Source organism: Streptococcus sp. oral taxon 071 str. 73H25AP, assembly GCF_000146755.1.
In the GTDB taxonomy this organism is placed as follows: Bacteria; Bacillota; Bacilli; order Lactobacillales; family Streptococcaceae; genus Streptococcus; species Streptococcus oralis_T.
In genome coordinates this window covers 1757301-1778186 of the sequence record NZ_GL397254.1, presented here as the reverse complement: position 1 = coordinate 1778186, position 20886 = coordinate 1757301, and the positions used below count along the sequence as shown (strand labels likewise).

The window sequence follows — 20886 nt, the reverse complement described above, 5'->3', positions numbered from 1 at the left end:
AAATAAAGGTAGAGAGTAATGGATTTATTTGGATTAGGGATAGCTATTTTTTATTTTCTCATCATTAGCAAAAGTTATGAATGGATTTGTAAAATAAATAGAAAAGAACAAATTGTTTTTTTCTGTTACACATGTATCTCAGTTTTTATACTTGAAGAAATTATTACACTAGTATTTTCTAATAGTTTTGCTTTGTCTAAATTTTTATTTCCTTTGGTTGTGTACCTTTATTTAAGAAAGTTAAAAAAGTCTGAAAAATACAAAGCTATTTTTATCAGTTTACTATTGTCTTTATTATATCACAGTACTCATACTTTTATATCCGTAACCTTATCTTCTATAACAGGAGATGAAATAGTATTACACTATAAAAGTACATTTCTTTTAGTAGTATTGTTGATGACTTATTTTTCTATTCTAATAATAATTCGTTATTTTCATCTGGATATTAAATATTTTGATAAAGATTATCTGTACCCTTTTTTAAAAAAAGTAATAGTTGCTTTCTTTGGTCTGCATATCTTATTGTTTATTTCAGATATAGTAAGTACAACTCATCATTTAAATAGCTTCGGAAGTATTTTATCAACCATTGTTTTTATTTGCTTGTTATTGATTTTCTTTGCAATGAATTCTCACAAGGTTCAAATTGAAAAAGAGATTGCTCTAAAACAAAAGAAATTTGAACAAAAACATTTACAGACTTATACTGATGAAATTGTGGAGTTGTATAATGAAATTAGAGGTTTTCGTCATGACTATGCAGGGATGCTTGTCAGCATGCAAATGGCGATTGACAGTGGAAATTTACAAGAAATTAACAGGGTTTACAATGAAGTCCTAGTAAAAGCAAATCAGAAATTGAGGTCAGAAAAATATACTTACTTTGATTTAAATAACATAGAAGATTCAGCTTTACGAAGTTTAATTGCTCAATCGATTGTCTATGCACGAAATAATGATATAGAGTTTACATTGGAAGTAAAAGATGTCATTACTAGACTGTCAATAGATTTACTTGATCTTGTTCGTATCATGAGCATTTTATTAAATAATGCTGTTGAAGGTGCTGCAGATAGTTATTTGAAACAAATGGAAGTTGCAGTCATTAAAATGGATTTTGAAACAGTTATAGTTATCCAGAATTCATGCAAAATCACTATGACGCCTTCAGAGGACCTATTTGCCTTAGGTTTCTCTACTAAGGGAAGAAATAGAGGTCTAGGACTTAATAATGTCAAAGAGATTTTAGATAAGTATGACAACATTATTTTAGAAACAGAGATGGAAGACAACACATTTAGACAAATTATTAGATTTAAGAGGGAATTTGAATGAAAGTATTAATTTTAGAAGATGTTATTGAACATCAAGTGAGACTAGAGAGAATATTAAATGAAATCTCGGAAGAATCGAATATTCCTATTTCATATAAGACAACAGGAAAAGTTCGTGAGTTTAAGGAATATATTGAAAATGATGAGGTAAACCAGCTTTATTTCCTAGATATCGATATTCATGGAATTGAGAAAAAGGGATTTGAAGTGGCTCAGTTTATTCGTCATCACAATCCTTATGCTATTATTGTCTTTATCACCAGTCGATCTGAATTCGCTACTTTAACTTATAAGTATCAGGTATCAGCTTTAGATTTTGTAGATAAGGACATCAATGATGAATTGTTCAAAAAACGTATCGAGCAGAGTATCTTCTATACCAAAAGCATGCTGCTTGAAAACGAAGATGTTGTAGACTATTTTGATTACAACTATAAGGGAAATGATTTGAAAATTCCTTACCATGATATTCTGTATATCGAAACAACAGGTGTTTCTCATAAATTGCGAATTATTGGTAAGAATTTTGCCAAAGAGTTTTATGGAACTATGACAGATATTCAGGAGAAGGACAAACATACTCAGCGATTTTATTGCTCCCATAAATCTTTCCTTGTCAATGTGGGAAATGTGAGAGAAATTGATCGAAAGAATTTAGAAGTTGTTTTTTATGAAGATCATCGTTGTCCCATTACCCGTTTGAAAGTTCGTAAACTAAAAGATATTCTAGAGAAAAAATCTAAAAAGTGATTGACAATCAGTAAGAAATTGATATAATGGTTATATCTGCTACAGATAGATGGTCCGTTGGTCAAGGGGTTAAGACACCGCCTTTTCACGGCGGTAACACGGGTTCGAATCCCGTACGGACTATTTTATCCGCCATAGCTCAGTTGGTAGTAGCGCATGACTGTTAATCATGATGTCGTAGGTTCGAGTCCTACTGGCGGAGTTAGATAAAAAGAACACCAGATGGTGTTCTTTTTTGTTCTTAGTTGGTATCACCTAGCATTTTCATAAGGAAGTCTGTCATTTCTTGCGGACTTTCTTTTTTTCCATGAGCAATCCAAGTTTGACAAACTCCAAATAGGGCATTTGTCAGATAAATGCTACTATATTCTAATTCAATTGAATTTAGTTGTAGTTGCATAAAGCGCTTCTGAAGGTCCGTGCTCAGCATGATATGAAGCTTATTTCTTAAGAAATTTTGGATTTCTTTGGTACCATTTTCAGATAAAAGAGCAGCTAATAATGGTTCAGACTCTAAATAGTCAAATACTTCTAAAATAGCATCTTTTTTATGATGAGCATGTTTTTGAAAGATATACTCAAATGTATGAAATAACTTACTTTGATAGTGTTCAATCATATCATATTTATCCTTGTAATGGGTATAGAAGCTAGAACGACTAATTCCAGCTTTTTCTGCTAATTTAATTGTAGTAATTTGATCGAAGGGCTGATCCATCAATAATTGAACCATGGCATTTTCAATATTTCTCTTTGTTTTTAATCGTTTGTTACTTTCTTTCATAGTTTCTCCTTATGAACAATTTAGACTATATGTCTAAAAAAATATTTTTTATCTTGTAATTTAGATTTTTTAATGTATAATCTATTATATCAAAAATTTAGACAATGTGTTTAAAAAAGGAGGAAATATGTTTAAAAAAGGAGGAAATATGTTTAAAGAATGGAAAGCAATTTTTAAAAAACCGACATTCATTATTGTAATGATAGGAATTTCTCTTATTCCAGCTTTATACAATATCATATTTTTATCGTCAATGTGGGATCCATATGGTCAAGTATCGGAGTTACCTGTAGCAGTTGTTAATAATGACAAGGAAGCTTCTTATAATGGAAATACAATGGCCATAGGAAAAGACATGGTGTCTAATTTAAAAGAAAATAAGGCTTTAGATTTTCATTTTGTCAATGAAGAAGAGGGGAAAAAGGGGCTAGAGGATGGCGAATATTATATGGTAGTGACTTTACCAAGTGATCTATCTGAAAAAGCTACTTCGATCCTAACAAATCACCCTGAACAGATGCAAATTGATTATCAAACTTCAAGTGGCCGTAGCTTTATTGCAAGTAAGATGAGTGATTCTGCAATGACACAATTAAAACAAACCGTCTCTACGAATGTAACTGAAACATACACCAAGGCACTATTTCAAAAAATGAGTGACTTGAAGTCTGGGATAAATAAAGCAGCTGATGGAAGTGAGCAACTGGCTAATGGAACTAATCAGTTAGCAAAAGGAAGTCAAACATTGACGACAAATCTCAATACTCTAGCTAACTCAAGTGTAACTTTTTCAAATGGAGCTAATCAATTTACAAAGGGATTGTCTGCCTATGTATCTGCTATAGAGCAATTACATCTTGGTTTAGGAACTTTTAATAGTGGTTTACAAAGTTATACAAATGCAGTTTCACAGGTTGACACTGGACTTGGTCAATTGGCCTCAAGAACTCCTGAATTGGTGGCAGGTGTAAATCAGTTGAATACAGGTATAAAGTCCTATACAGGTGGGGTTTCACAATTGGATATAGGTCTCAATCAATTTTCAGTTGGTGTAAATGCTTATACAAGTAGTGTAGAAAAACTTTCTAATGGAACAAATCAATTATCAAATCAATCAGATGCACTAAGAGATGGAATGGAGCAATTAAATACTGGTATTAAAGAAATTTCAAATCAACTGAATTCCTCATCTCAACAGAATGAACAAATAACTCAATTAGCAACTAGTCTAGGAGAACTAAATAAAACACTACAAGCTCTTACAATGTCAGATAATACTCAACTGAAAGGTACATTGTCAGAAGCTTTGCAAAATCTAACAACTCTTGCTCAGGATATTGTGACCAAAAGTCAGACAGAACAAGAGAAAACTATTGCTAACCTTCAATCAACAGCTACTTATCAATCTCTCACAGAGGAACAAAAGAAAGAACTGATAGAAGCTATTTCTAAAAATTCTAATTCTACTATTGAGTCAGCAAAAACAATTTTAACGACAGTAGGAGGATTGAAAGAAAGTATAGAGAATTCAGAACAACAAGTAACCAATCTATCTGATGTACAGACGAAAGCAAATCAACTCTTACCTGTAGCATCTAGCTCCTTGACAACATTGTCAAATGGATTTACAAAATTACAAACTACTGTAGACAATCAGTTAGTTCCTGGAAGTCAGTCAATTGAAAAAGGAGTTGTAAACTACACTAAGGGACTAGATACTATTTCTATAGGTGCTAATAAACTAAGTGAAAAGAATGAAAATTTAACAACTAGTCTAGATCAATTAGTTTCTGGATCCAGTAAGTTGACAGAAAATACATCAACCTTGACAGCTGGAGTAGATGCGTTAGCTGGAAAAGCTCCAGAATTAGTATCAGGTATAGAAAGTTTGTCATCTGGTTCTGCTCAATTGAATAATAAGAGCCCAGAGCTAATAGCAGGTCTCACTAAATTACAATTTGGCTCTGGTCAATTAACAGATAAATCAACACAGTTACTTTCTGTGGCATCTCAACTAGGAAGTGGCGCTATGAAGATTGCAGATGGTGCTGGAAAACTAGCAGATGGTGGAACAAGCTTAACCTCTGGTCTTGAAGATTTACAGACAGGAGTTGGTTCATTAGGACAAGGATTAGGAAATGCTAATAATCAGCTCAAATCAGCATCAACAGAATCTGAAAATGCAGAAACATTATCTAATCCTCTAGTTCTCTCAAAAACAGATAATGACCAAGTTCCTGTAAATGGGATTGCCATGGCTCCTTATATGATATCAGTTGCTCTTTTTGTTGCTGCTATATCTACTAATATGATTTTTGCTAAGTTGCCTTCTGGACGTCATCCAGAGAGCCGCTGGGCTTGGTTGAAGTCTCGCTCTGAAATAAATGGGATTATAGCTGTCTTAGCAGGTGTTTTAGTTTATGGAGGTGTCCATCTTATTGGATTGACTGCGAACCATGAGATGAGGACCTTGATTCTAATTATAATCACAAGTTTAGCTTTCATGTCTATGGTTACAGCTTTAACAACTTGGAATAGCCGTATAGGAGCTTTCTTCTCTCTTATTTTACTTTTATTACAGTTAGCATCAAGTGCAGGGACCTATCCACTTGCTTTGACAAATGATTTCTTTAAGGGTGTCAATCCTTGGTTACCAATGAGTTACTCTGTATCAGGTTTACGACAAACAATCTCTATGACAGGAAATATTCATCACCAAGTGATTTTCCTTATTATAACACTAGCTTTCTTTACTGCTTTAGGTATGCTAGCTTATCAACCTAAGAAAATGGAAGAAGATTAAAAAGATTGGCCAAGGAATTGGTCAATCTTTTTCTGTCTTAGATAAATTTTGTCTGTGATTATAGATCCCAAAAAGAAGAAGGGCAGTTAGTGAGCAGGCTGCTCCAATAACAAAACCATTAGGGATAAAGGAAAGTGTAATGGTACCTTTTCCCTTTGGAACATCAACCTTCATAAAACCAGTTTGAGCCTGCTTAATTTCAAGTTTTTTTCCATCTTGGTATGCAGACCAACCTTTGTCATAAGGAATAGTGAAGAAAATAGAGGTATCTTGTTTTACTTCATATGTAGCAAAGACTTTATTTTTAGAGGTGGATACTTCTACAGGTTGTTCTTCAATTTTTTGGATTGCCTCAGTTAGGGCCTGAGTATCTAAACGATAGAAGGCTGGAGATTCAAATGATACCTGAGAATTTCCAGGGAAGCTAACACTGATATTGAAAGTTTTTTGTTCCTCAGTATAACCCAAATTAAAGAAGTTAAAGGTATTGTCAGTTGTAAAAGTCTTTTTTTCACCGTTGACAAGGATGTCAACTTTCTTTTGTTTATCGTTTGTAAAATGAAGATTTGAAAAAGAGAGATAGACCTGACTATTTTGAGGAACCTCAATTTGATAATCAATCTTTGCATCTTCATTCGCAGAACCTGTGATACTGGTTAAACCATCTGAAGTATCTGTTTTATCATGTGCTATTTGGGAGAAGTAATCTAAGTTGAGATTAGCAAGCTGGTTTATAAATAAAGCCTGATTATCTAGAGTATGATTATTAAAATTTACATCTGTGTAAATAGATTGAGTAGCAAAAGCAATGGGGAGGGAAAGTTGATTTTTATATAAGGTTAAATGATCCTTTTGATAAATCTCTTGAAAGCCATACTTATCAAGTGAAGTTTCAGAAATATTGTACTGGATTCCAAATAAACTGTCTGCTAAAAGGCTGTTATTTGCATAACGGAGATTGAGGTTGGTTCCAGAGGATTTGAATCCCAGTTTATCTAAACTAGTGCTAGCTGAGCGATTTCGTACAGACGAAAATTGAGAGATTCCATTGTAGTTAAATTTCATACTGTCATTTCCAGTCTGAATTTGCAATTTTTCAGTACGTGTAAATGGATTGTCAATTTGGGTTAGAATGGATTTCATAGCGGTGATATCTCTATTATAGGCGTTACGAGAAGCAAAGGCCCATTCTTTAGCTATTCCTTCCATTTGAGATGAAGCATTTAAGCTTATCTCAGCTGTTATAAATAAAGACAAAAGGATTGCAAATAGATTTACAGAGATAAATTTTTTAATGACTGCAAGAAGTAAAAGAGCATAAACTAGTAGAAATTCAAGAGTGAGTAGGATATTCAAATCAGTTAAAAAAGAATAGTGTGATTTAAAATAGACAGTAGCCAAAAATCCTGTTAGTACCAGAAAAAGTGAGACAAATAGATTCCATAGCTTCAGTTCTTTCAGACGATTTAAGACTTCTGCTGCAGTATAAATTAACAGAGTGGAAAAAATCCAAGCATAGCGATGCAAAAACATATTTGGGGTATGCATCCCTTGCCAAAATAAATCGAGGGCTTCTATGTAAAAGCTTGTTATTAAAAAAGTAAAGAAAATTGCATAGGTAAGTTTCACGTGAAACTTAATGGATTTTATTGTGAAAAATAGAATGGTTAAAATAAAAGGAAGCAATCCAACAAAAATCATTGGTATAGATCCATACTTAGTTGTATCAAAAGATCCAATGAATTGTTTTACGAAAATATCCAGATACCAGCTACTATCTGTTTTTAATTTTGTGATGGCAGTTAACCTCTCCCCATGAGTTTGTAAATCAAACAGTGTAGGAAGAGTCATAATCAAACTAGCCATTCCAGCTAAAAAGGAGGTAACAACAAAATCAAGAAAAGATGATTTTCGAGTTTTAAAGTCCCAAGAAATTTGGCAGAGATACCAGAAAATAAGAAACAATGCTGTCATATACCCAAAATAATAATTTTGAATAAATAAGATTGACAAACTTGTAAAGTATAGTAGGCGCTTCTTTTGTGTTATAAGTAGGTGTAAACCAGTTATAATTAAAGGAATCAAGATAAAAACATCTAGCCAGGTTTTTATCTCTAACTGACTGACAGTGAAGCTCATTAAAGCATAGGAAGTAGATAAGGTAAGTTTTAAAAATTTTGGGATATCTTTAAATAATCTATTCAAACTAAAGAAGGTTGACAGACCAATCAATCCAAATTTTAAGAGAGTGGTCAGATAGACAGCATCTGGCATATTCGACAGATTAAAAAAGTAAACCAGAGGTGAAAGAAAACTACCCAAGTAATAACTAGATAGAGCATAGAAATTCAGTCCGAGGCCACTTGTAAAGGTGTAAAACAAACTGCCATTTCCATGTAAAATATTTCGTAAAGCTACATCAAAAATAACGTATTGATGGAAACCGTCTCCTAATAGTGGAGATGTATCGCTATTCCAGTAGATACCCTGAGATAGATATACTCCTAACATAATTACTAAAGGAATAATGAAAGAGACAAAATAGGTCCAATATGTTTTAAAAAATGATTTCATGTTACCTCGTAGAATGATAGAAAACTCAGTTGGTTAATCCAACTGAGTTTTGAAGTCTTATTTAGTCTTTCCAAAGTTCTTTAACTTTTGCTTGTACTTCTGCATTTTCTAAGAATTCATCATAGGTTTCATCAATACGATCGATGACGCCATTCTTAGACAAAACAATGATGTGGTTTGCCAAAGTTTGGATAAACTCGTGGTCATGACTGGCAAAGATGATTGATTCTTTAAAGTTTTTCAATCCATCGTTTAAGCTTGAGATAGATTCCAAGTCCAAGTGATTTGTTGGATCATCAAGTACAAGGACATTTGATTTCAAGAGCATGAGTTTTGAAAGCATGACACGTACTTTTTCTCCCCCTGACAAGACGTTTACAGGTTTGTTAACCTCATCACCAGAAAAGAGCATACGACCAAGGAAACCACGTAGGAAGGTATTGTCATCTTCTTCTTTACTTGCAAATTGACGCAACCAGTCAAGGATTGACTCTCCTCCTGCAAAATCAGCTGAGTTGTCTTTTGGCAAGTAAGAACGGCTAGTAGTAACTCCCCACTTGACAGTTCCTTCATAGTCGATGTCCCCCATAATTGCACGAATCAATGCAGTCGTTTGGATGTCATTTTGTCCAATAAGAGCTGTCTTATCACCTGGACGCAAGATGAAACTAATATTGTCTAGGATAGTTTCGCCATCAATCTTTACAGTTAGATTTTCTACTGTCAAGAGATCATTACCAATCTCACGTTCTGCTTTAAAGTTGACAAATGGATATTTACGACTAGATGGCACAATCTCTTCTAATTCAATCTTGTCAAGCATTTTTTTACGAGACGTTGCCTGTCTTGACTTAGAAGCGTTGGCAGAGAAGCGAGCAACGAATTCTTGCAATTGCTTAATTTTTTCTTCTGCCTTGGCATTACGGTCTGCTAGCAATTTAGCAGCGAGCTCAGAAGATTCTTTCCAGAAGTCATAGTTTCCGACATAGAGTTTGATTTTTCCAAAGTCAAGGTCGGCCATGTGGGTACATACTTTGTTTAAGAAGTGGCGGTCATGAGATACCACGATAACAGTGTTATCAAAGTCAATCAAGAAGTCTTCTAGCCAAGTAATAGACTGGATATCCAAACCGTTAGTTGGCTCGTCCAAGAGAAGAACATCTGGTTTACCAAAAAGTGCTTTAGCAAGGAGAACCTTCACTTTTTCACCATTGGCCAATTCGCTCATGTTTTGATAGTGCAATTCTTCTGGAATGTTTAGGTTTTGAAGTAGTTGAGACGCTTCACTCTCTGCCTCCCAACCTCCAAGTTCGGCAAATTCACCTTCGAGTTCGGCAGCACGCACACCATCCTCATCAGAGAAATCTTCCTTCATGTAGATAGCATCTTTTTCCTTCATGATGCTATAAAGTTTTTCATTTCCCATGATAACGACATCAATTGCACGTTCATCTTCATAGTCAAAGTGATTTTGACGAAGAACAGAGAGACGTTCATCTGGACCAAGAGAGATGTGACCAGTTGTAGGTTCGATATCACCAGCTAAAATTTTTAAAAAGGTTGATTTTCCGGCACCATTAGCACCGATTAATCCATAAGTATTTCCTTCTGTAAATTTGATATTGACATCATCAAAAAGTTTGCGATCACTAAAACGTAGTGAAACATCAGATACTGTAAGCAATGTTTTTCTCCTATATGTGTAATATATTTATTCTACTAGAAAAGAGAGAAATATTCAAATTTTTCTTTGTCAATTTTATGTCAATTAAGTTTACAGGTTTGTTTACAAAGAGTTAGTTGTTTGATTTAAATAATTTTCTGTTATTTTAACAAAAAAATGCTATAATTGAAGAGACCATTTCGAAGGAGAAAAAAATGACGAAACCCATTATTTTAACAGGAGATCGCCCAACAGGAAAACTGCATATTGGACATTATGTTGGGAGTCTTAAAAATAGAGTATTACTGCAGGAAGAAGACAAGTATGAGATGTTTGTTTTTTTGGCGGACCAACAAGCCTTGACAGATCACGCCAAAGATCCTCAAACAATTGTAGAGTCTATTGGGAATGTTGCCTTAGATTACTTAGCAGTTGGATTAGATCCAAGTAAATCCACTATCTTTATTCAAAGCCAAATCCCAGAGTTGGCTGAACTATCTATGTACTATATGAATTTGGTGTCACTAGCTCGTTTGGAGCGCAATCCTACGGTGAAAACAGAGATTGCTCAGAAAGGGTTTGGAGAAAGTATTCCGACAGGATTTTTGGTTTATCCAATTGCGCAAGCAGCAGATATTACTGCCTTCAAGGCTAATTATGTTCCTGTAGGGACAGATCAGAAACCAATGATTGAACAAACTCGTGAGATTGTTCGTTCCTTTAATAATGCATATAACTGTGATGTCTTAGTGGAGCCAGAAGGGATATATCCAGAAAATGAGAGGGCAGGACGCTTGCCTGGTCTAGATGGAAATGCTAAAATGTCTAAATCCCTTAATAATGGTATTTATCTAGCAGATGATGCGGATACTTTACGTAAAAAAGTCATGAGTATGTATACTGATCCGGATCATATTCGAGTGGAGGATCCAGGTAAGATTGAAGGAAACATGGTTTTCCATTATCTAGATGTGTTTGGTCGTCCAGAAGATGCTCAAGAAATTGCGGATATGAAAGAGCATTATCAATGTGGTGGTCTTGGTGATGTGAAGACGAAACGTTATCTACTTGAAATATTAGAACGCGAACTTGGTCCTATTCGTGAGCGCCGTATCGAATTTGCTAAGGATATGGGTGAAGTGCACAATATGCTTCAAAAAGGTAGTGAAAAAGCTCGTGAGGTTGCAGGGCAAACTCTATCTGAAGTTAAGGGAGCAATGGGACTAAATTATTTTAAACAATAGATAAAATATGAATCGTAAAACTATCTCTTCCATAGAATAACAGGGATAGTTTTTTTATGTTTTCTGCTATAAATATAATTGACAAATTTCCATAGAATGGTATGATAGATACAATACAAAAAGAGTCAAGCTCAAAAAGAAAGAAAAGAGGAAACTTCAATGTCTAATTGGGACACTAAATTTTTGAAAAAAGGTTTTACCTTTGATGATGTATTGCTCATTCCAGCAGAAAGTCATGTGTTGCCTAATGATGCAGATTTAACAACAAAATTGGCAGATAATCTGACTTTAAATATCCCAATTATAACAGCCGCCATGGATACAGTCACAGAGAGTCAAATGGCTATTGCCATTGCTCGTGCCGGTGGTCTTGGAGTAATCCATAAAAATATGTCTATTGCGCAACAGGCAGATGAAGTTCGCAAGGTAAAACGTTCTGAAAATGGTGTCATTATTGATCCATTCTTCTTGACTCCAGAACACACTATTGCTGAAGCAGATGAACTAATGGGCCGTTACCGTATCAGTGGTGTCCCAGTAGTTGAAACACTTGAAAATCGTAAATTGGTTGGTATTCTAACAAACCGAGATCTTCGCTTTATTTCAGATTACAATCAGCCAATCTCAAATCACATGACCAGTGAAAATCTTGTTACTGCTCCTGTTGGTACAGATCTTGCAACAGCTGAGAGCATTCTTCAAGAACACCGTATTGAAAAACTTCCTTTGGTTGATGAAGAAGGTCGTCTTTCTGGTTTGATTACTATTAAAGATATTGAAAAAGTGATTGAATTTCCAAATGCAGCAAAAGATGAATTTGGTCGTCTTCTAGTTGCTGGTGCGGTGGGTGTCACTTCAGATACATTTGAACGTGCCGAAGCCCTTTTTGAAGCAGGTGCTGACGCAATTGTTATTGATACTGCACATGGTCACTCTGCTGGAGTTCTGCGTAAAATTTCTGAAATTCGTGCTCATTTCCCAGATCGTACTTTGATTGCAGGTAATATTGCAACTGCAGAAGGAGCGCGTGCTCTTTACGAAGCAGGTGTAGATGTTGTCAAAGTTGGAATTGGACCAGGTTCTATCTGTACCACTCGTGTGATTGCAGGGGTTGGTGTCCCACAAGTGACAGCAATATATGATGCGGCAGCTGTTGCGCGTGAATATGGTAAAACGATTATTGCTGATGGTGGAATCAAGTATTCTGGAGATATTGTAAAAGCCCTTGCTGCAGGTGGAAATGCAGTTATGCTTGGTTCAATGTTTGCTGGAACAGATGAAGCACCAGGTGAAACTGAGATTTTCCAAGGACGTAAGTTTAAGACTTACCGTGGTATGGGATCAATCGCTGCAATGAAGAAAGGTTCAAGTGACCGTTACTTCCAAGGTGCGGTCAATGAAGCAAACAAACTCGTTCCAGAAGGAATTGAAGGTCGTGTTGCTTATAAAGGTGCTGTAGCTGATATCGTTTTCCAAATGATTGGTGGTATTCGCTCTGGTATGGGTTACTGTGGTGCAGCTAACCTTAAAGAACTACAGGATAATGCTCAATTTATTGAAATGTCTGGGGCTGGTCTAAAAGAAAGCCATCCTCATGATGTACAAATCACTAATGAAGCACCAAACTATTCTATGTAAACAAAAAAGAACTCCTGAAAATTAGGGGTTCTTTTTTGTTTACAACAGTGTCAATTTAATTTACAGATATCTGACCGTTTTGAATATTGAAAATACTAAGGTTTTCTGGCAAGTTTTGTAAGTGATCCAAACTTGTTGTTGTGATAAAAGTTTGGATAGATTGAGAAATGGTTTCTAGTAATTTTAGTTGCCGGGTGTTATCAAGTTCGCTCATAACATCATCAAGCAAGAGTATCGGAGACTCGTTGGTAATACTTTCCATTAACTCGATCTCTGCTAGTTTGATAGAGAGAACAAGACTGCGATGTTGACCTTGACTTCCAAAACTAGCGTCCATACCATTGATGTAAAAGGTAATGTCATCTCGATGAGGGCCAACACCAGTATTCTTTTTAAACAAGTCTCTTGATCTACTTTTATCTAAAGCCATTTTAAAAGAATTCGTTAGCTGTTCTTCATCAGTGAAGTTGACAGATGATTGATAAAATATTGACAACTCTTCTGATTGATTTGAAATTTCTAAGTGTTTTTTTTGACCAAATTTTTCTAAGTCTTTGATGAATTTTATCCGATGCTTTATGACGCGACAACCATACTCTACTAACTGATCATCTAAGACCGACAGAAATGTTTCGTCAATCTTCTGGCTGGATTTTAGGTAAGTATTTCTTTGCTTGAGTATATGGTTATAGTTTGATAAGTCTGACAAGTAGATTGGTTTAATTTGTCCCAGTTCAATGTCTATAAACTTTCGACGAACGGAGGGGGCTCCTTTAATTAACTGGAGATCCTCAGGTGCGAAGAGAACCACATTCATATGTCCGATGTAGTCTGAGAGACGAGCTTGTTTTAAGTGATTGACTTTAGTTACACGCCCTTTTGGTGTTAAATCAATTTCTAAAGGGATAGAGCCTGTTTTTTTCTGTAGCAAGCCAGAAAGATGGAGTTGTTCTTCATCAAAATGAATGAGATTTTTATCTGTCCGAGTCCGATGACTACGTGTTAAGGCCAAGAAATAGATTGCTTCTAGAATGTTGGTCTTTCCTTGTGCATTTTGGCCTAAAAAGACATTTAGTTTTGGATTGAAATCAATTTTCGTCTCTTTGTAGTTGCGAAAGGTTTTTATTGTTAAATGTTGGAGCCACATGATTATCTTCCTGGAAAACGTGGAGCTTGTTTGGTTTTAGGGGATAAAGCAGTTTTTTGTTTTTCTTTCTTTACACCCTTATTCATCTCTTTGACAAGTTTAGCAATCCGCTCTTTTTCAATCTTATCTGCTTGGTATTCTTCTTGCTCTTTTAAACTTGGTTGTGTCAAGGTGATGTCAATCTTTAAATCAGGGATGTCAATTACATCTCCTATACGGATCTTTTTCCCACGTCTAGTTTCTAATTCACCATTAAAGGAAACTTGATGTTCCATCAAAAAAGATTTAATAGCACCACCGCTTTGTATAATTCCAAGCTCTTTTAGGAGGGCTTGGAGCGTAATAAATTCTTCAAATAATTTGTATTCCATAATTCACCTCAATCTAAGGTATTATACCATATTTCTTAGAATTAAGTGAGCGAAATCACTGAAAATGAAAACGATTTTTATTTTAAAAGCGGTAAAGAGAATAAGAAATATTTTCCTTTTCGTGATATAATAGAACTCTATATGTAAGGAGGTAAGGTATGGAGTTAGTGCCTGGAATTTCAGCACATTTTGTTCAATCCAAAAAGTTTAAAACAAATAAAATCACTATTCGTTTTACTGCTCCCTTATCTCTTGAGACGATAGCAGGACGCATGTTAAGTGCAAGTATGTTGGAGACGGCAAATCAAGTTTACCCAACATCACAAGTATTTCGCAGATACTTGGCAAGTTTATATGGAACTGATATTTCCACAAGTGCTTATCGTAGGGGACAGGCACATATTCTTGACTTAACGTTTACTTATGTGAAGGATGATTTTTTAAGTAAAAAGAATGTCTTGACTTCTCGAATTTTGGAATTGGTGAAACAGACTTTATTTGCTCCCTTAGCTCAAGATGGTGCTTTTGAGCCAGCCCTATTTGAAATTGAAAGAAAACAGTTGTTGGCTAGTTTAGCTACTGATATGGATGATTCATTTTATTTTGCTCATAAGGAGTTGGATAGTTTGTTCTTTCATGATGAGCGTCTTCAATTGAGATACAGTGATTTACGAAATAGCATTTCAAATGAGTCTCCGGAAAGTAGCTACACTTGCTTTCAAGATGCTCTGAAAAATGATCGAATTGATTTCTTTTTCTTGGGTGATTTTAATGAAGTAGAAATTACAGAATCACTGAAGTCATTATCCCTTACAGCTAGAGAGAATTGTGTTCCTATCCAATATTATCAATCTTATTCGAATGTCCTACGAGAGGGAATGGTTCAGAGGAATGTTGGGCAATCTATTTTGGAATTAGGCTATCATTCTCCTGTAAAATATGGTGATGATGAGCATTTGCCTATGCTTGTTATGAATGGTCTGTTGGGTGAATTTGCACATTCGAAACTCTTTACAAATGTTCGTGAAAATGCTGGAATAGCCTATTCAGTCTCTAGTCAATTGGATTTGTTTAGTGGTCTGTTAAGGATGTATGCGGGTATTGATAGAGAAAATCGAAATCAGGCTAGAAAAATGATGAATCATCAATTGCTAGATCTGAAAAAGGGCAACTTTACAGATTTTGAACTTGAACAAACCAAGGAGATGATTCGAAGATCTTTATTGATTGCTCAAGATAATCAACAGACCCTGGTTGAAAGAGCCTATTTGAATGCTCTATTTGGAAAATCAAGCTTTGATATGGATCGATTGGTGGCAAAATTAGAGAGTGTTGATAAAGAAGCGGTATGTAAAGCTGCCAACAGTTTGAAGTTACAAGCAATTTACTTTATGGAAGGAGTAGAATGACAAAGGTTACTTTTGAAGAAAAATACTATCCTGCTGTAAAGGAAACAGTCTACAAAACACAATTGTCAAATGGATTGACAGTTTCTTTACTCCCTAAACAAGATTTCAATGAGGTTTATGGGGTTGTAACGGTTCAATTTGGTTCCGTAGATGCAACTTATACAAGTTTAGACAAAGGTTTACGTCATCATCCAGCAGGAATTGCACATTTTCTTGAACATAAATTGTTTGAAAGAGAAAACTCTGAGGACATAATGGCTGCTTTTACTCGATTAGGTGCGGAAAGCAATGCCTTTACAAGCTTTACTAAAACCAGCTATCTTTTTTCAACAATTGACCATCTATTAGAGAATTTAGATTTGCTAGATGAGTTAGTCGGAGATGTTCATTTGACAGAAGAGTCTGTTTTGAGGGAACAGGATATTATCCAGCAAGAACGAGAAATGTACCAAGACGATCCAGACTCACGCTTGTTTTTTGCAACATTGGCCAACCTTTATCCTGATACTCCTTTAGCAACAGATATTGTTGGAAGTGAAAAATCAATTTCTGAGATTCAAGTTTCAAATTTAAAAGAAAACTTTACAGACTTTTACAAGCCTGTCAACATGTCACTGTTTTTAGTTGGGAATATTGATGTGGAAGTTGTTGAGGAATACTTTTCGAAAAAGGAAAAGAAAACTTTAGAACAGTTTACAGTTACAAAAGAGAAACTACCCTTGCAGCCTGTGAAGCAAACAGATAGTCTTCGGATGGAAGTTTCTTCACCCAAACTTGCTGTTGCGATTAGAGGTAACGGGCAAATAACAGAAGCTGAGTCTTATCGTTACAATATTTTATTGAAATTGCTATTTACGATGATGTTTGGTTGGACTTCTGACCGTTTTCAAAGGTTATATGAGACTGGGAAGTTAGATGCGTCATTGTCACTTGAGGTTGAAGTCAACAGTCGCTTTCATTTTGTGATATTGACAATGGATACCAAAGAGCCTGTTTCTCTGTCGCATCAATTTCGTAAAGCGATTCGTCAGTTTAGTAGTGATACGGATATTACAGAGGAACATTTAGATCTTGTTAAGAGTGAGATGTTTGGGGAGCTTTTCAGTAGCATGAACTCCTTGGAATTTATCGCAACCCAATACGATCCTATGGATCGCGGAGAAACAATTTTTGATTTTCCAAAAATTTTACAGGAAATTACTTTGGAGGATGTTCTAGAAGCTGGACATCGTTTGATTGATGATGGTGATCTAGTTGATTTTACCATCTTTCCAGCTTAAAAGATGACTAATACTAGAAAGAAGGAATGGTACGTATGAGAAAAAAACAATTGGCGAGGTTCTACGTTTAGCTAGAATTAACCAGGGATTGAGTCTGGAAGAATTACAGGAAAAAACTGAAATTCAGTTGAACTTTCTAGAAGCTATGGAGGCAGATGATTTTGATCAACTTCCTAGTACCTTCTATGCTCGTTCTTTTTTAAGAAAATATGCCTGGGCAGTAGAGTTGGATGAGAGAATTGTCTTGGATGCCTATGATTCGGGTAGTATGATTACTTATGAAGAGGTCGATGTTGATGAAGAAGACTTGTCTGGTCGCAGACGATCAAATAAGAAAAAAACGTCTTATCTCCCCTTGTTTTATTTCGTTCTATTTGCTTTGTCGATTTTAATTTTTGTGACTTACTATGTCTGGAACTACATCCAAACTCAGCCAAGTCCTTCTTCTGCAAATTATAGTGTTGTGAGCTCAACTAGTTCAGCAACCTCAACTAGTTCATCTTCTAGTAGTCAGACGTCTAGCTCATCTTCTACTACGGAATCAACTATTACAGTGTCAGGCGAAGGAAACCGCATTGAAGCTCTCTATAAAACGAGTAAGGAAACAGCTACTGTTCAGCTGGCAGTTTCAGATACGACTAGCTGGGTTAGTGTTTCAGGAAGTGAGCTGGAAGGTGGTGTGACACTATCCGCAGACAATAAAAATGCAAAAACAACAGTTTCGACGAAAGAACCTGTGACTATTACTTTGGGTGTGGTAAAGGGAGTTACTGTGACTGTGGACAATCAAACGATTGATACTTCGAAGCTGACAACTCAGACTGGAACTGTGACACTTACATTTACTACAGATTAAGGAAAAATCAATGAAAAAAGAACAAATTCCTAATGTATTAACTATTGGTAGAATTCTCTTTATACCTCTCTTTATTCTTATTTTGACTTTGGGCCATTCACAAGGAAGTCATTTGCTGGCAGCGATCATCTTTGCAGTTGCTAGTATAACGGATTATCTTGATGGCTACCTTGCTCGTAAATGGAATGTAGTTAGCAACTTTGGAAAGTTTGCAGATCCGATGGCGGATAAGCTGTTGGTTATGTCAGCTTTTATCATGTTGATTGAGTTGGGTATGGCTCCAGCTTGGGTTGTTGCTATTATCATCTGTCGTGAACTTGCGGTGACAGGCCTGCGTTTGTTGCTTGTTGAGACGGGAGGGACAGTTCTAGCAGCAGCGATGCCTGGGAAAATCAAGACCTTTAGTCAAATGTTTGCCATTATCTTTTTGCTCTTACATTGGAATTTAATTGGGCAAATGTTGCTTTATATCGCTTTGTTTTTCACTATCTACTCTGGTTATGATTATTTCAAGGGTAGCGCTTATCTATTCAAAGGGACATTTGGTTCGAAATGAAATCGATTATTGAAGTAAAAGATATGTCTTTTCGTTACAAGGAAGATCAGGATCATTATGATGTTAATAATGTCTCGTTTCACGTGAAACGGGGAGAATGGCTTTCGATTGTAGGTCATAATGGAAGTGGGAAATCGACAACTATCCGTTTGATTGATGGATTGCTTGAGGCAGAGTCTGGGGAAATCTGGATAGATGGGCAATTGCTGTCCTCTGAGAATGTTTGGGACTTACGCCGTCAAATTGGTATGGTTTTTCAAAATCCAGATAACCAATTTGTGGGGGCAACTGTTGAAGATGATGTCGCCTTTGGATTAGAAAATCAGGGACTTCCTCGAGAAGAAATGAAGAAGAGAGTGGCTGAATCTTTGGAGTTGGTAGGTATGCTGGACTTTAAGAAGAGAGAACCAGCTCGTTTATCTGGTGGACAAAAACAACGGGTGGCTATTGCAGGAGTTGTTTCCTTGAGACCAGCTATTTTAATTCTGGACGAGGCTACAAGTATGTTGGATCCCGAGGGGCGCAGAGAACTGATTCAGACAGTTCAAGAGATTCGAAAAGATTACCAGATGACAGTCATCTCCATTACGCACGACTTAGAAGAAGTTGCTATGAGTGACCGTGTCTTGGTCATGAAAAAAGGCCAAGTGGAGTCAACCAGCAGCCCAAGAGAGCTTTTTTCTCGGGATGACCTTGACCAGATAGGGTTAGATGATCCCTTTACGAATCAATTGAGAGAATCATTGAGAGAGACTGGTTATCAGTTGCCGGATGGCTATTTGACAGAAAGAGAGCTAGAGGACAAGTTATGGGAATTACTCTAGAAAATGTGAGCTTTACCTATCAAGAGGGGACTCCCCTATCTTCATCAGCCTTAACTGATGTTTCCTTGACGATTGAGGATGGCTCCTATACAGCTTTAGTAGGACACACGGGTAGTGGGAAATCAACGATTTTACAGCTTTTAAATGGCCTATTGCTACCAAGTAAGGGTTCTGTTCGAGTTTTCGATACCGTCATTACCCCTACATCAACAAATAAAGAAATTCGCCAGATTCGAAAGCAAGTCGGTCTAGTGTTTCAATTTGCTGAAAATCAGATTTTTGAAGAGACTGTTTTGAAAGATGTTGCATTTGGACCACAAAATTTTGGAGTTTCTGAGGAAGAAGCTAAGAAAATTGCGCGTGAAAAGTTAGCCTTGGTAGGCATCAATGAGTCACTCTTTGATCGCAGTCCTTTTGAACTTTCAGGTGGTCAGATGAGACGTGTGGCTATAGCAGGTATGCTAGCCATGGAACCAACTGTCTTGGTTTTGGATGAGCCAACAGCAGGGTTAGATCCTTTGGGCAGAAAAGAATTGATGACCCTGTTTAAAAAACTTCACCTTGCTGGAATGACAATCGTCCTGGTAACGCATTTGATGGATGATGTAGCTGCATATGCGGATCGGGTCTATGTTATGGAAAAGGGGTGTTTGGTCAAAAGTGGCAAACCAAGTGATGTTTTCCAAGATGTAGCCTCTATGGAAAAAGTACAGTTAGGTGTGCCTAAAATCACAGCCTTTTGCAAACGTTTGGCAGATAGAGGTGTAGCTTTTAAAAAACTGCCAATCAAGATAGAGGAGTTTAAGGAGTCGCTAAATGGATAGTATGATTTTAGGGCGTTATATACCAGGAGATTCCATCATTCATCGCTTGGATCCCCGTAGTAAATTGCTCGCTATGATCCTGTTGATTTTGATTGTATTTTGGGCCAATAATCCACTCGCCAATCTCATTCTTTTTGTAGCAACAGGTATATTTATCGCTTTGTCGGGCGTTTCTCTCTCATTTTTTGTCCAGGGATTAAAATCCATGTTTTTCTTGATTGCTTTTACGACTCTATTTCAACTCTTTTTCATTTCAAGTGGAAATGTCTTATTTGAGTTTTCTTTTATAAGAATAACGGATTATGCTTTGCAACAAGCTGGGATTATTTTCTGTCGTTTTGTCTTGATTATTTTCTTTTCTACTTTGCTAACCTTAACGACCATGCCTTTGAGTCTGGCAGCTGCAGTTGAATCTCTCTTAGCGCCTCTGAAACGTGTGAAAGTTCCCGTTCATGAAATTGGTCTCATGTTATCAATGAGTTTGCGTTTTGTTCCAACCTTGATGGATGACACGACGAGAATTATGAATGCTCAGAAGGCTCGTGGAGTTGACTTTGGTGAAGGTAGTATCGTTCAAAAAGTAAAGGCTATGATTCCGATTTTAATTCCTCTTTTTGCGACGAGCTTAAAGCGTGCAGATTCATTGGCAATAGCCATGGAAGCACGTGGTTATCAGGGAGGAAAGGGTAGAAGCCAGTATAGACAGTTGAGATGGAGTCAAAAGGATACACTGGCGATTCTTGTGATTCTGGTGCTGGGATGTCTCTTGTTTTTCTTAAAATCTTAGTGGATTTGTAAGATTGATAAAAAATCACAGTAGTAGATC

General features: G+C 36.1%; 17 protein-coding genes and 2 tRNA genes. 14 read left to right on the top strand and 5 right to left on the bottom strand.

Going from position 1 to position 20886, the window contains the following annotated elements:
- Positions 1-18: 18 nt before the first annotated feature.
- From comD to HMPREF9189_RS10825, 4 genes are all read left to right on the top strand, one after another.
- A complete protein-coding gene (gene comD, locus HMPREF9189_RS10840) occupies positions 19-1338 on the top strand; it encodes a competence system sensor histidine kinase ComD (RefSeq protein ID WP_000362888.1) in 1320 nt (439 codons plus the stop codon).
- The gene (gene comE / locus HMPREF9189_RS10835; protein ID WP_000866079.1) at positions 1335-2087 is read left to right on the top strand and encodes a competence system response regulator transcription factor ComE; all 753 of its coding nucleotides are present in this window, start codon (positions 1335-1337) and stop codon (positions 2085-2087) included. Before comD ends, comE begins: the two co-directional genes overlap by 4 nt.
- 51 nt (positions 2088-2138) lie before the next feature.
- Positions 2139-2210 (top strand) — tRNA-Glu (locus tag HMPREF9189_RS10830).
- A gap of 5 nt (positions 2211-2215) precedes the next feature.
- A tRNA-Asn gene (locus HMPREF9189_RS10825) sits at positions 2216-2289 on the top strand.
- Positions 2290-2328: 39 nt separating this feature from the next.
- Here HMPREF9189_RS10825 and HMPREF9189_RS10820 read toward each other — a convergent pair.
- Positions 2329-2871 (bottom strand): TetR/AcrR family transcriptional regulator, encoded by a 543-nt coding sequence (locus HMPREF9189_RS10820; RefSeq protein ID WP_000665085.1) that lies wholly within the window; start codon positions 2869-2871, stop codon positions 2329-2331.
- A gap of 148 nt (positions 2872-3019) precedes the next feature.
- Between HMPREF9189_RS10820 and HMPREF9189_RS10815 the strand changes: the two genes are divergently transcribed.
- Positions 3020-5674 carry a YhgE/Pip domain-containing protein gene (locus HMPREF9189_RS10815; RefSeq protein ID WP_025168539.1) on the top strand — a complete coding sequence of 885 codons (2655 nt, stop codon included), beginning with the start codon at positions 3020-3022 and terminating at the stop codon, positions 5672-5674.
- A 21-nt stretch (positions 5675-5695) separates the two neighbouring features.
- Here the strand turns inward: HMPREF9189_RS10815 and HMPREF9189_RS10810 are convergent, their stop codons facing one another.
- Together HMPREF9189_RS10810 and HMPREF9189_RS10805 are read right to left on the bottom strand one after the other, a co-directional pair.
- Positions 5696-8248: a YfhO family protein gene (locus tag HMPREF9189_RS10810; protein WP_000834493.1), complete on the bottom strand. Its 2553-nt coding sequence runs from the start codon at positions 8246-8248 to the stop codon at positions 5696-5698.
- A 61-nt stretch (positions 8249-8309) separates the two neighbouring features.
- A complete protein-coding gene (locus HMPREF9189_RS10805; protein WP_000958777.1) occupies positions 8310-9932 on the bottom strand; it encodes an ATP-binding cassette domain-containing protein in 1623 nt (540 codons plus the stop codon).
- A 194-nt stretch (positions 9933-10126) separates the two neighbouring features.
- On the opposite strand from HMPREF9189_RS10805, the gene trpS reads away from it, so the two are divergent.
- Together trpS and guaB are read left to right on the top strand one after the other, a co-directional pair.
- Complete coding sequence (gene trpS, locus HMPREF9189_RS10800) at positions 10127-11155, top strand: tryptophan--tRNA ligase (RefSeq protein ID WP_000165467.1); 1029 nt, start codon at positions 10127-10129, stop codon at positions 11153-11155.
- 159 nt (positions 11156-11314) lie between these two features.
- Entirely contained in the window at positions 11315-12793 is a 1479-nt protein-coding gene (guaB, locus tag HMPREF9189_RS10795) for an IMP dehydrogenase (RefSeq protein ID WP_000073421.1), read from the top strand.
- Positions 12794-12848: 55 nt separating this feature from the next.
- On the opposite strand, the gene recF is transcribed toward guaB, so the two are convergent.
- Complete coding sequence (recF, locus tag HMPREF9189_RS10790; RefSeq protein WP_000266695.1) at positions 12849-13940, bottom strand: DNA replication/repair protein RecF; 1092 nt, start codon at positions 13938-13940, stop codon at positions 12849-12851.
- A gap of 2 nt (positions 13941-13942) precedes the next feature.
- Positions 13943-14311, bottom strand: coding sequence for a S4 domain-containing protein YaaA (gene yaaA, locus HMPREF9189_RS10785; RefSeq protein ID WP_000455881.1), 369 nt, complete (start codon positions 14309-14311; stop codon positions 13943-13945).
- A 158-nt stretch (positions 14312-14469) separates the two neighbouring features.
- On the opposite strand from yaaA, the gene HMPREF9189_RS10780 reads away from it, so the two are divergent.
- From HMPREF9189_RS10780 to HMPREF9189_RS10755, 7 genes are read left to right on the top strand one after another with little or no spacing between them, the layout of a single operon-like run.
- Positions 14470-15720 (top strand): EF-P 5-aminopentanol modification-associated protein YfmF, encoded by a 1251-nt coding sequence (locus tag HMPREF9189_RS10780; protein WP_000424577.1) that lies wholly within the window; start codon positions 14470-14472, stop codon positions 15718-15720.
- A complete protein-coding gene (locus tag HMPREF9189_RS10775) occupies positions 15717-17000 on the top strand; it encodes an EF-P 5-aminopentanol modification-associated protein YfmH (RefSeq protein WP_000170126.1) in 1284 nt (427 codons plus the stop codon). Before HMPREF9189_RS10780 ends, HMPREF9189_RS10775 begins: the two co-directional genes overlap by 4 nt.
- Positions 17001-17010: 10 nt before the next feature.
- Positions 17011-17856: a cytoskeleton protein RodZ gene (gene rodZ, locus HMPREF9189_RS10770; protein ID WP_029692966.1), complete on the top strand. Its 846-nt coding sequence runs from the start codon at positions 17011-17013 to the stop codon at positions 17854-17856.
- Positions 17857-17866: 10 nt separating this feature from the next.
- Positions 17867-18412, top strand: coding sequence for a CDP-diacylglycerol--glycerol-3-phosphate 3-phosphatidyltransferase (gene pgsA / locus HMPREF9189_RS10765; protein WP_000712150.1), 546 nt, complete (start codon positions 17867-17869; stop codon positions 18410-18412).
- Positions 18409-19236, top strand: coding sequence for an energy-coupling factor ABC transporter ATP-binding protein (locus HMPREF9189_RS10760; RefSeq protein ID WP_000835738.1), 828 nt, complete (start codon positions 18409-18411; stop codon positions 19234-19236). Before pgsA ends, HMPREF9189_RS10760 begins: the two co-directional genes overlap by 4 nt.
- On the top strand, positions 19221-20060 hold the full coding sequence (locus HMPREF9189_RS0102285; protein WP_000513204.1) for an energy-coupling factor transporter ATPase: 840 nt from the start codon (positions 19221-19223) through the stop codon (positions 20058-20060). The genes HMPREF9189_RS10760 and HMPREF9189_RS0102285 overlap by 16 nt, the downstream gene beginning before the upstream one ends.
- Entirely contained in the window at positions 20053-20847 is a 795-nt protein-coding gene (locus HMPREF9189_RS10755) for an energy-coupling factor transporter transmembrane protein EcfT (protein WP_000377879.1), read from the top strand. Before HMPREF9189_RS0102285 ends, HMPREF9189_RS10755 begins: the two co-directional genes overlap by 8 nt.
- Positions 20848-20886: the final 39 nt, after the last annotated feature.

Bases quoted from the DNA above. Each gene is read 5' to 3' on its own strand.
- comE (WP_000866079.1), top strand. From the start codon at position 1,335: ATGAAAGTATTAATTTTAGAAGATGTTATTGAACATCAAGTGAGACTA.
- recF (WP_000266695.1), bottom strand. From the start codon at position 13,940: ATGTGGCTCCAACATTTAACAATAAAAACCTTTCGCAACTACAAAGAG.
- HMPREF9189_RS0102285 (WP_000513204.1), top strand. From the start codon at position 19,221: ATGGGAATTACTCTAGAAAATGTGAGCTTTACCTATCAAGAGGGGACT.
- HMPREF9189_RS10755 (WP_000377879.1), top strand. From the start codon at position 20,053: ATGGATAGTATGATTTTAGGGCGTTATATACCAGGAGATTCCATCATT.
- HMPREF9189_RS10820 (WP_000665085.1), bottom strand. From the start codon at position 2,871: ATGAAAGAAAGTAACAAACGATTAAAAACAAAGAGAAATATTGAAAAT.
- HMPREF9189_RS10815 (WP_025168539.1), top strand. From the start codon at position 3,020: ATGTTTAAAGAATGGAAAGCAATTTTTAAAAAACCGACATTCATTATT.
- guaB (WP_000073421.1), top strand. From the start codon at position 11,315: ATGTCTAATTGGGACACTAAATTTTTGAAAAAAGGTTTTACCTTTGAT.
- yaaA (WP_000455881.1), bottom strand. From the start codon at position 14,311: ATGGAATACAAATTATTTGAAGAATTTATTACGCTCCAAGCCCTCCTA.
- HMPREF9189_RS10760 (WP_000835738.1), top strand. From the start codon at position 18,409: ATGAAATCGATTATTGAAGTAAAAGATATGTCTTTTCGTTACAAGGAA.
- comD (WP_000362888.1), top strand. From the start codon at position 19: ATGGATTTATTTGGATTAGGGATAGCTATTTTTTATTTTCTCATCATT.
- pgsA (WP_000712150.1), top strand. From the start codon at position 17,867: ATGAAAAAAGAACAAATTCCTAATGTATTAACTATTGGTAGAATTCTC.
- HMPREF9189_RS10775 (WP_000170126.1), top strand. From the start codon at position 15,717: ATGACAAAGGTTACTTTTGAAGAAAAATACTATCCTGCTGTAAAGGAA.
- trpS (WP_000165467.1), top strand. From the start codon at position 10,127: ATGACGAAACCCATTATTTTAACAGGAGATCGCCCAACAGGAAAACTG.
- HMPREF9189_RS10780 (WP_000424577.1), top strand. From the start codon at position 14,470: ATGGAGTTAGTGCCTGGAATTTCAGCACATTTTGTTCAATCCAAAAAG.
- HMPREF9189_RS10810 (WP_000834493.1), bottom strand. From the start codon at position 8,248: ATGAAATCATTTTTTAAAACATATTGGACCTATTTTGTCTCTTTCATT.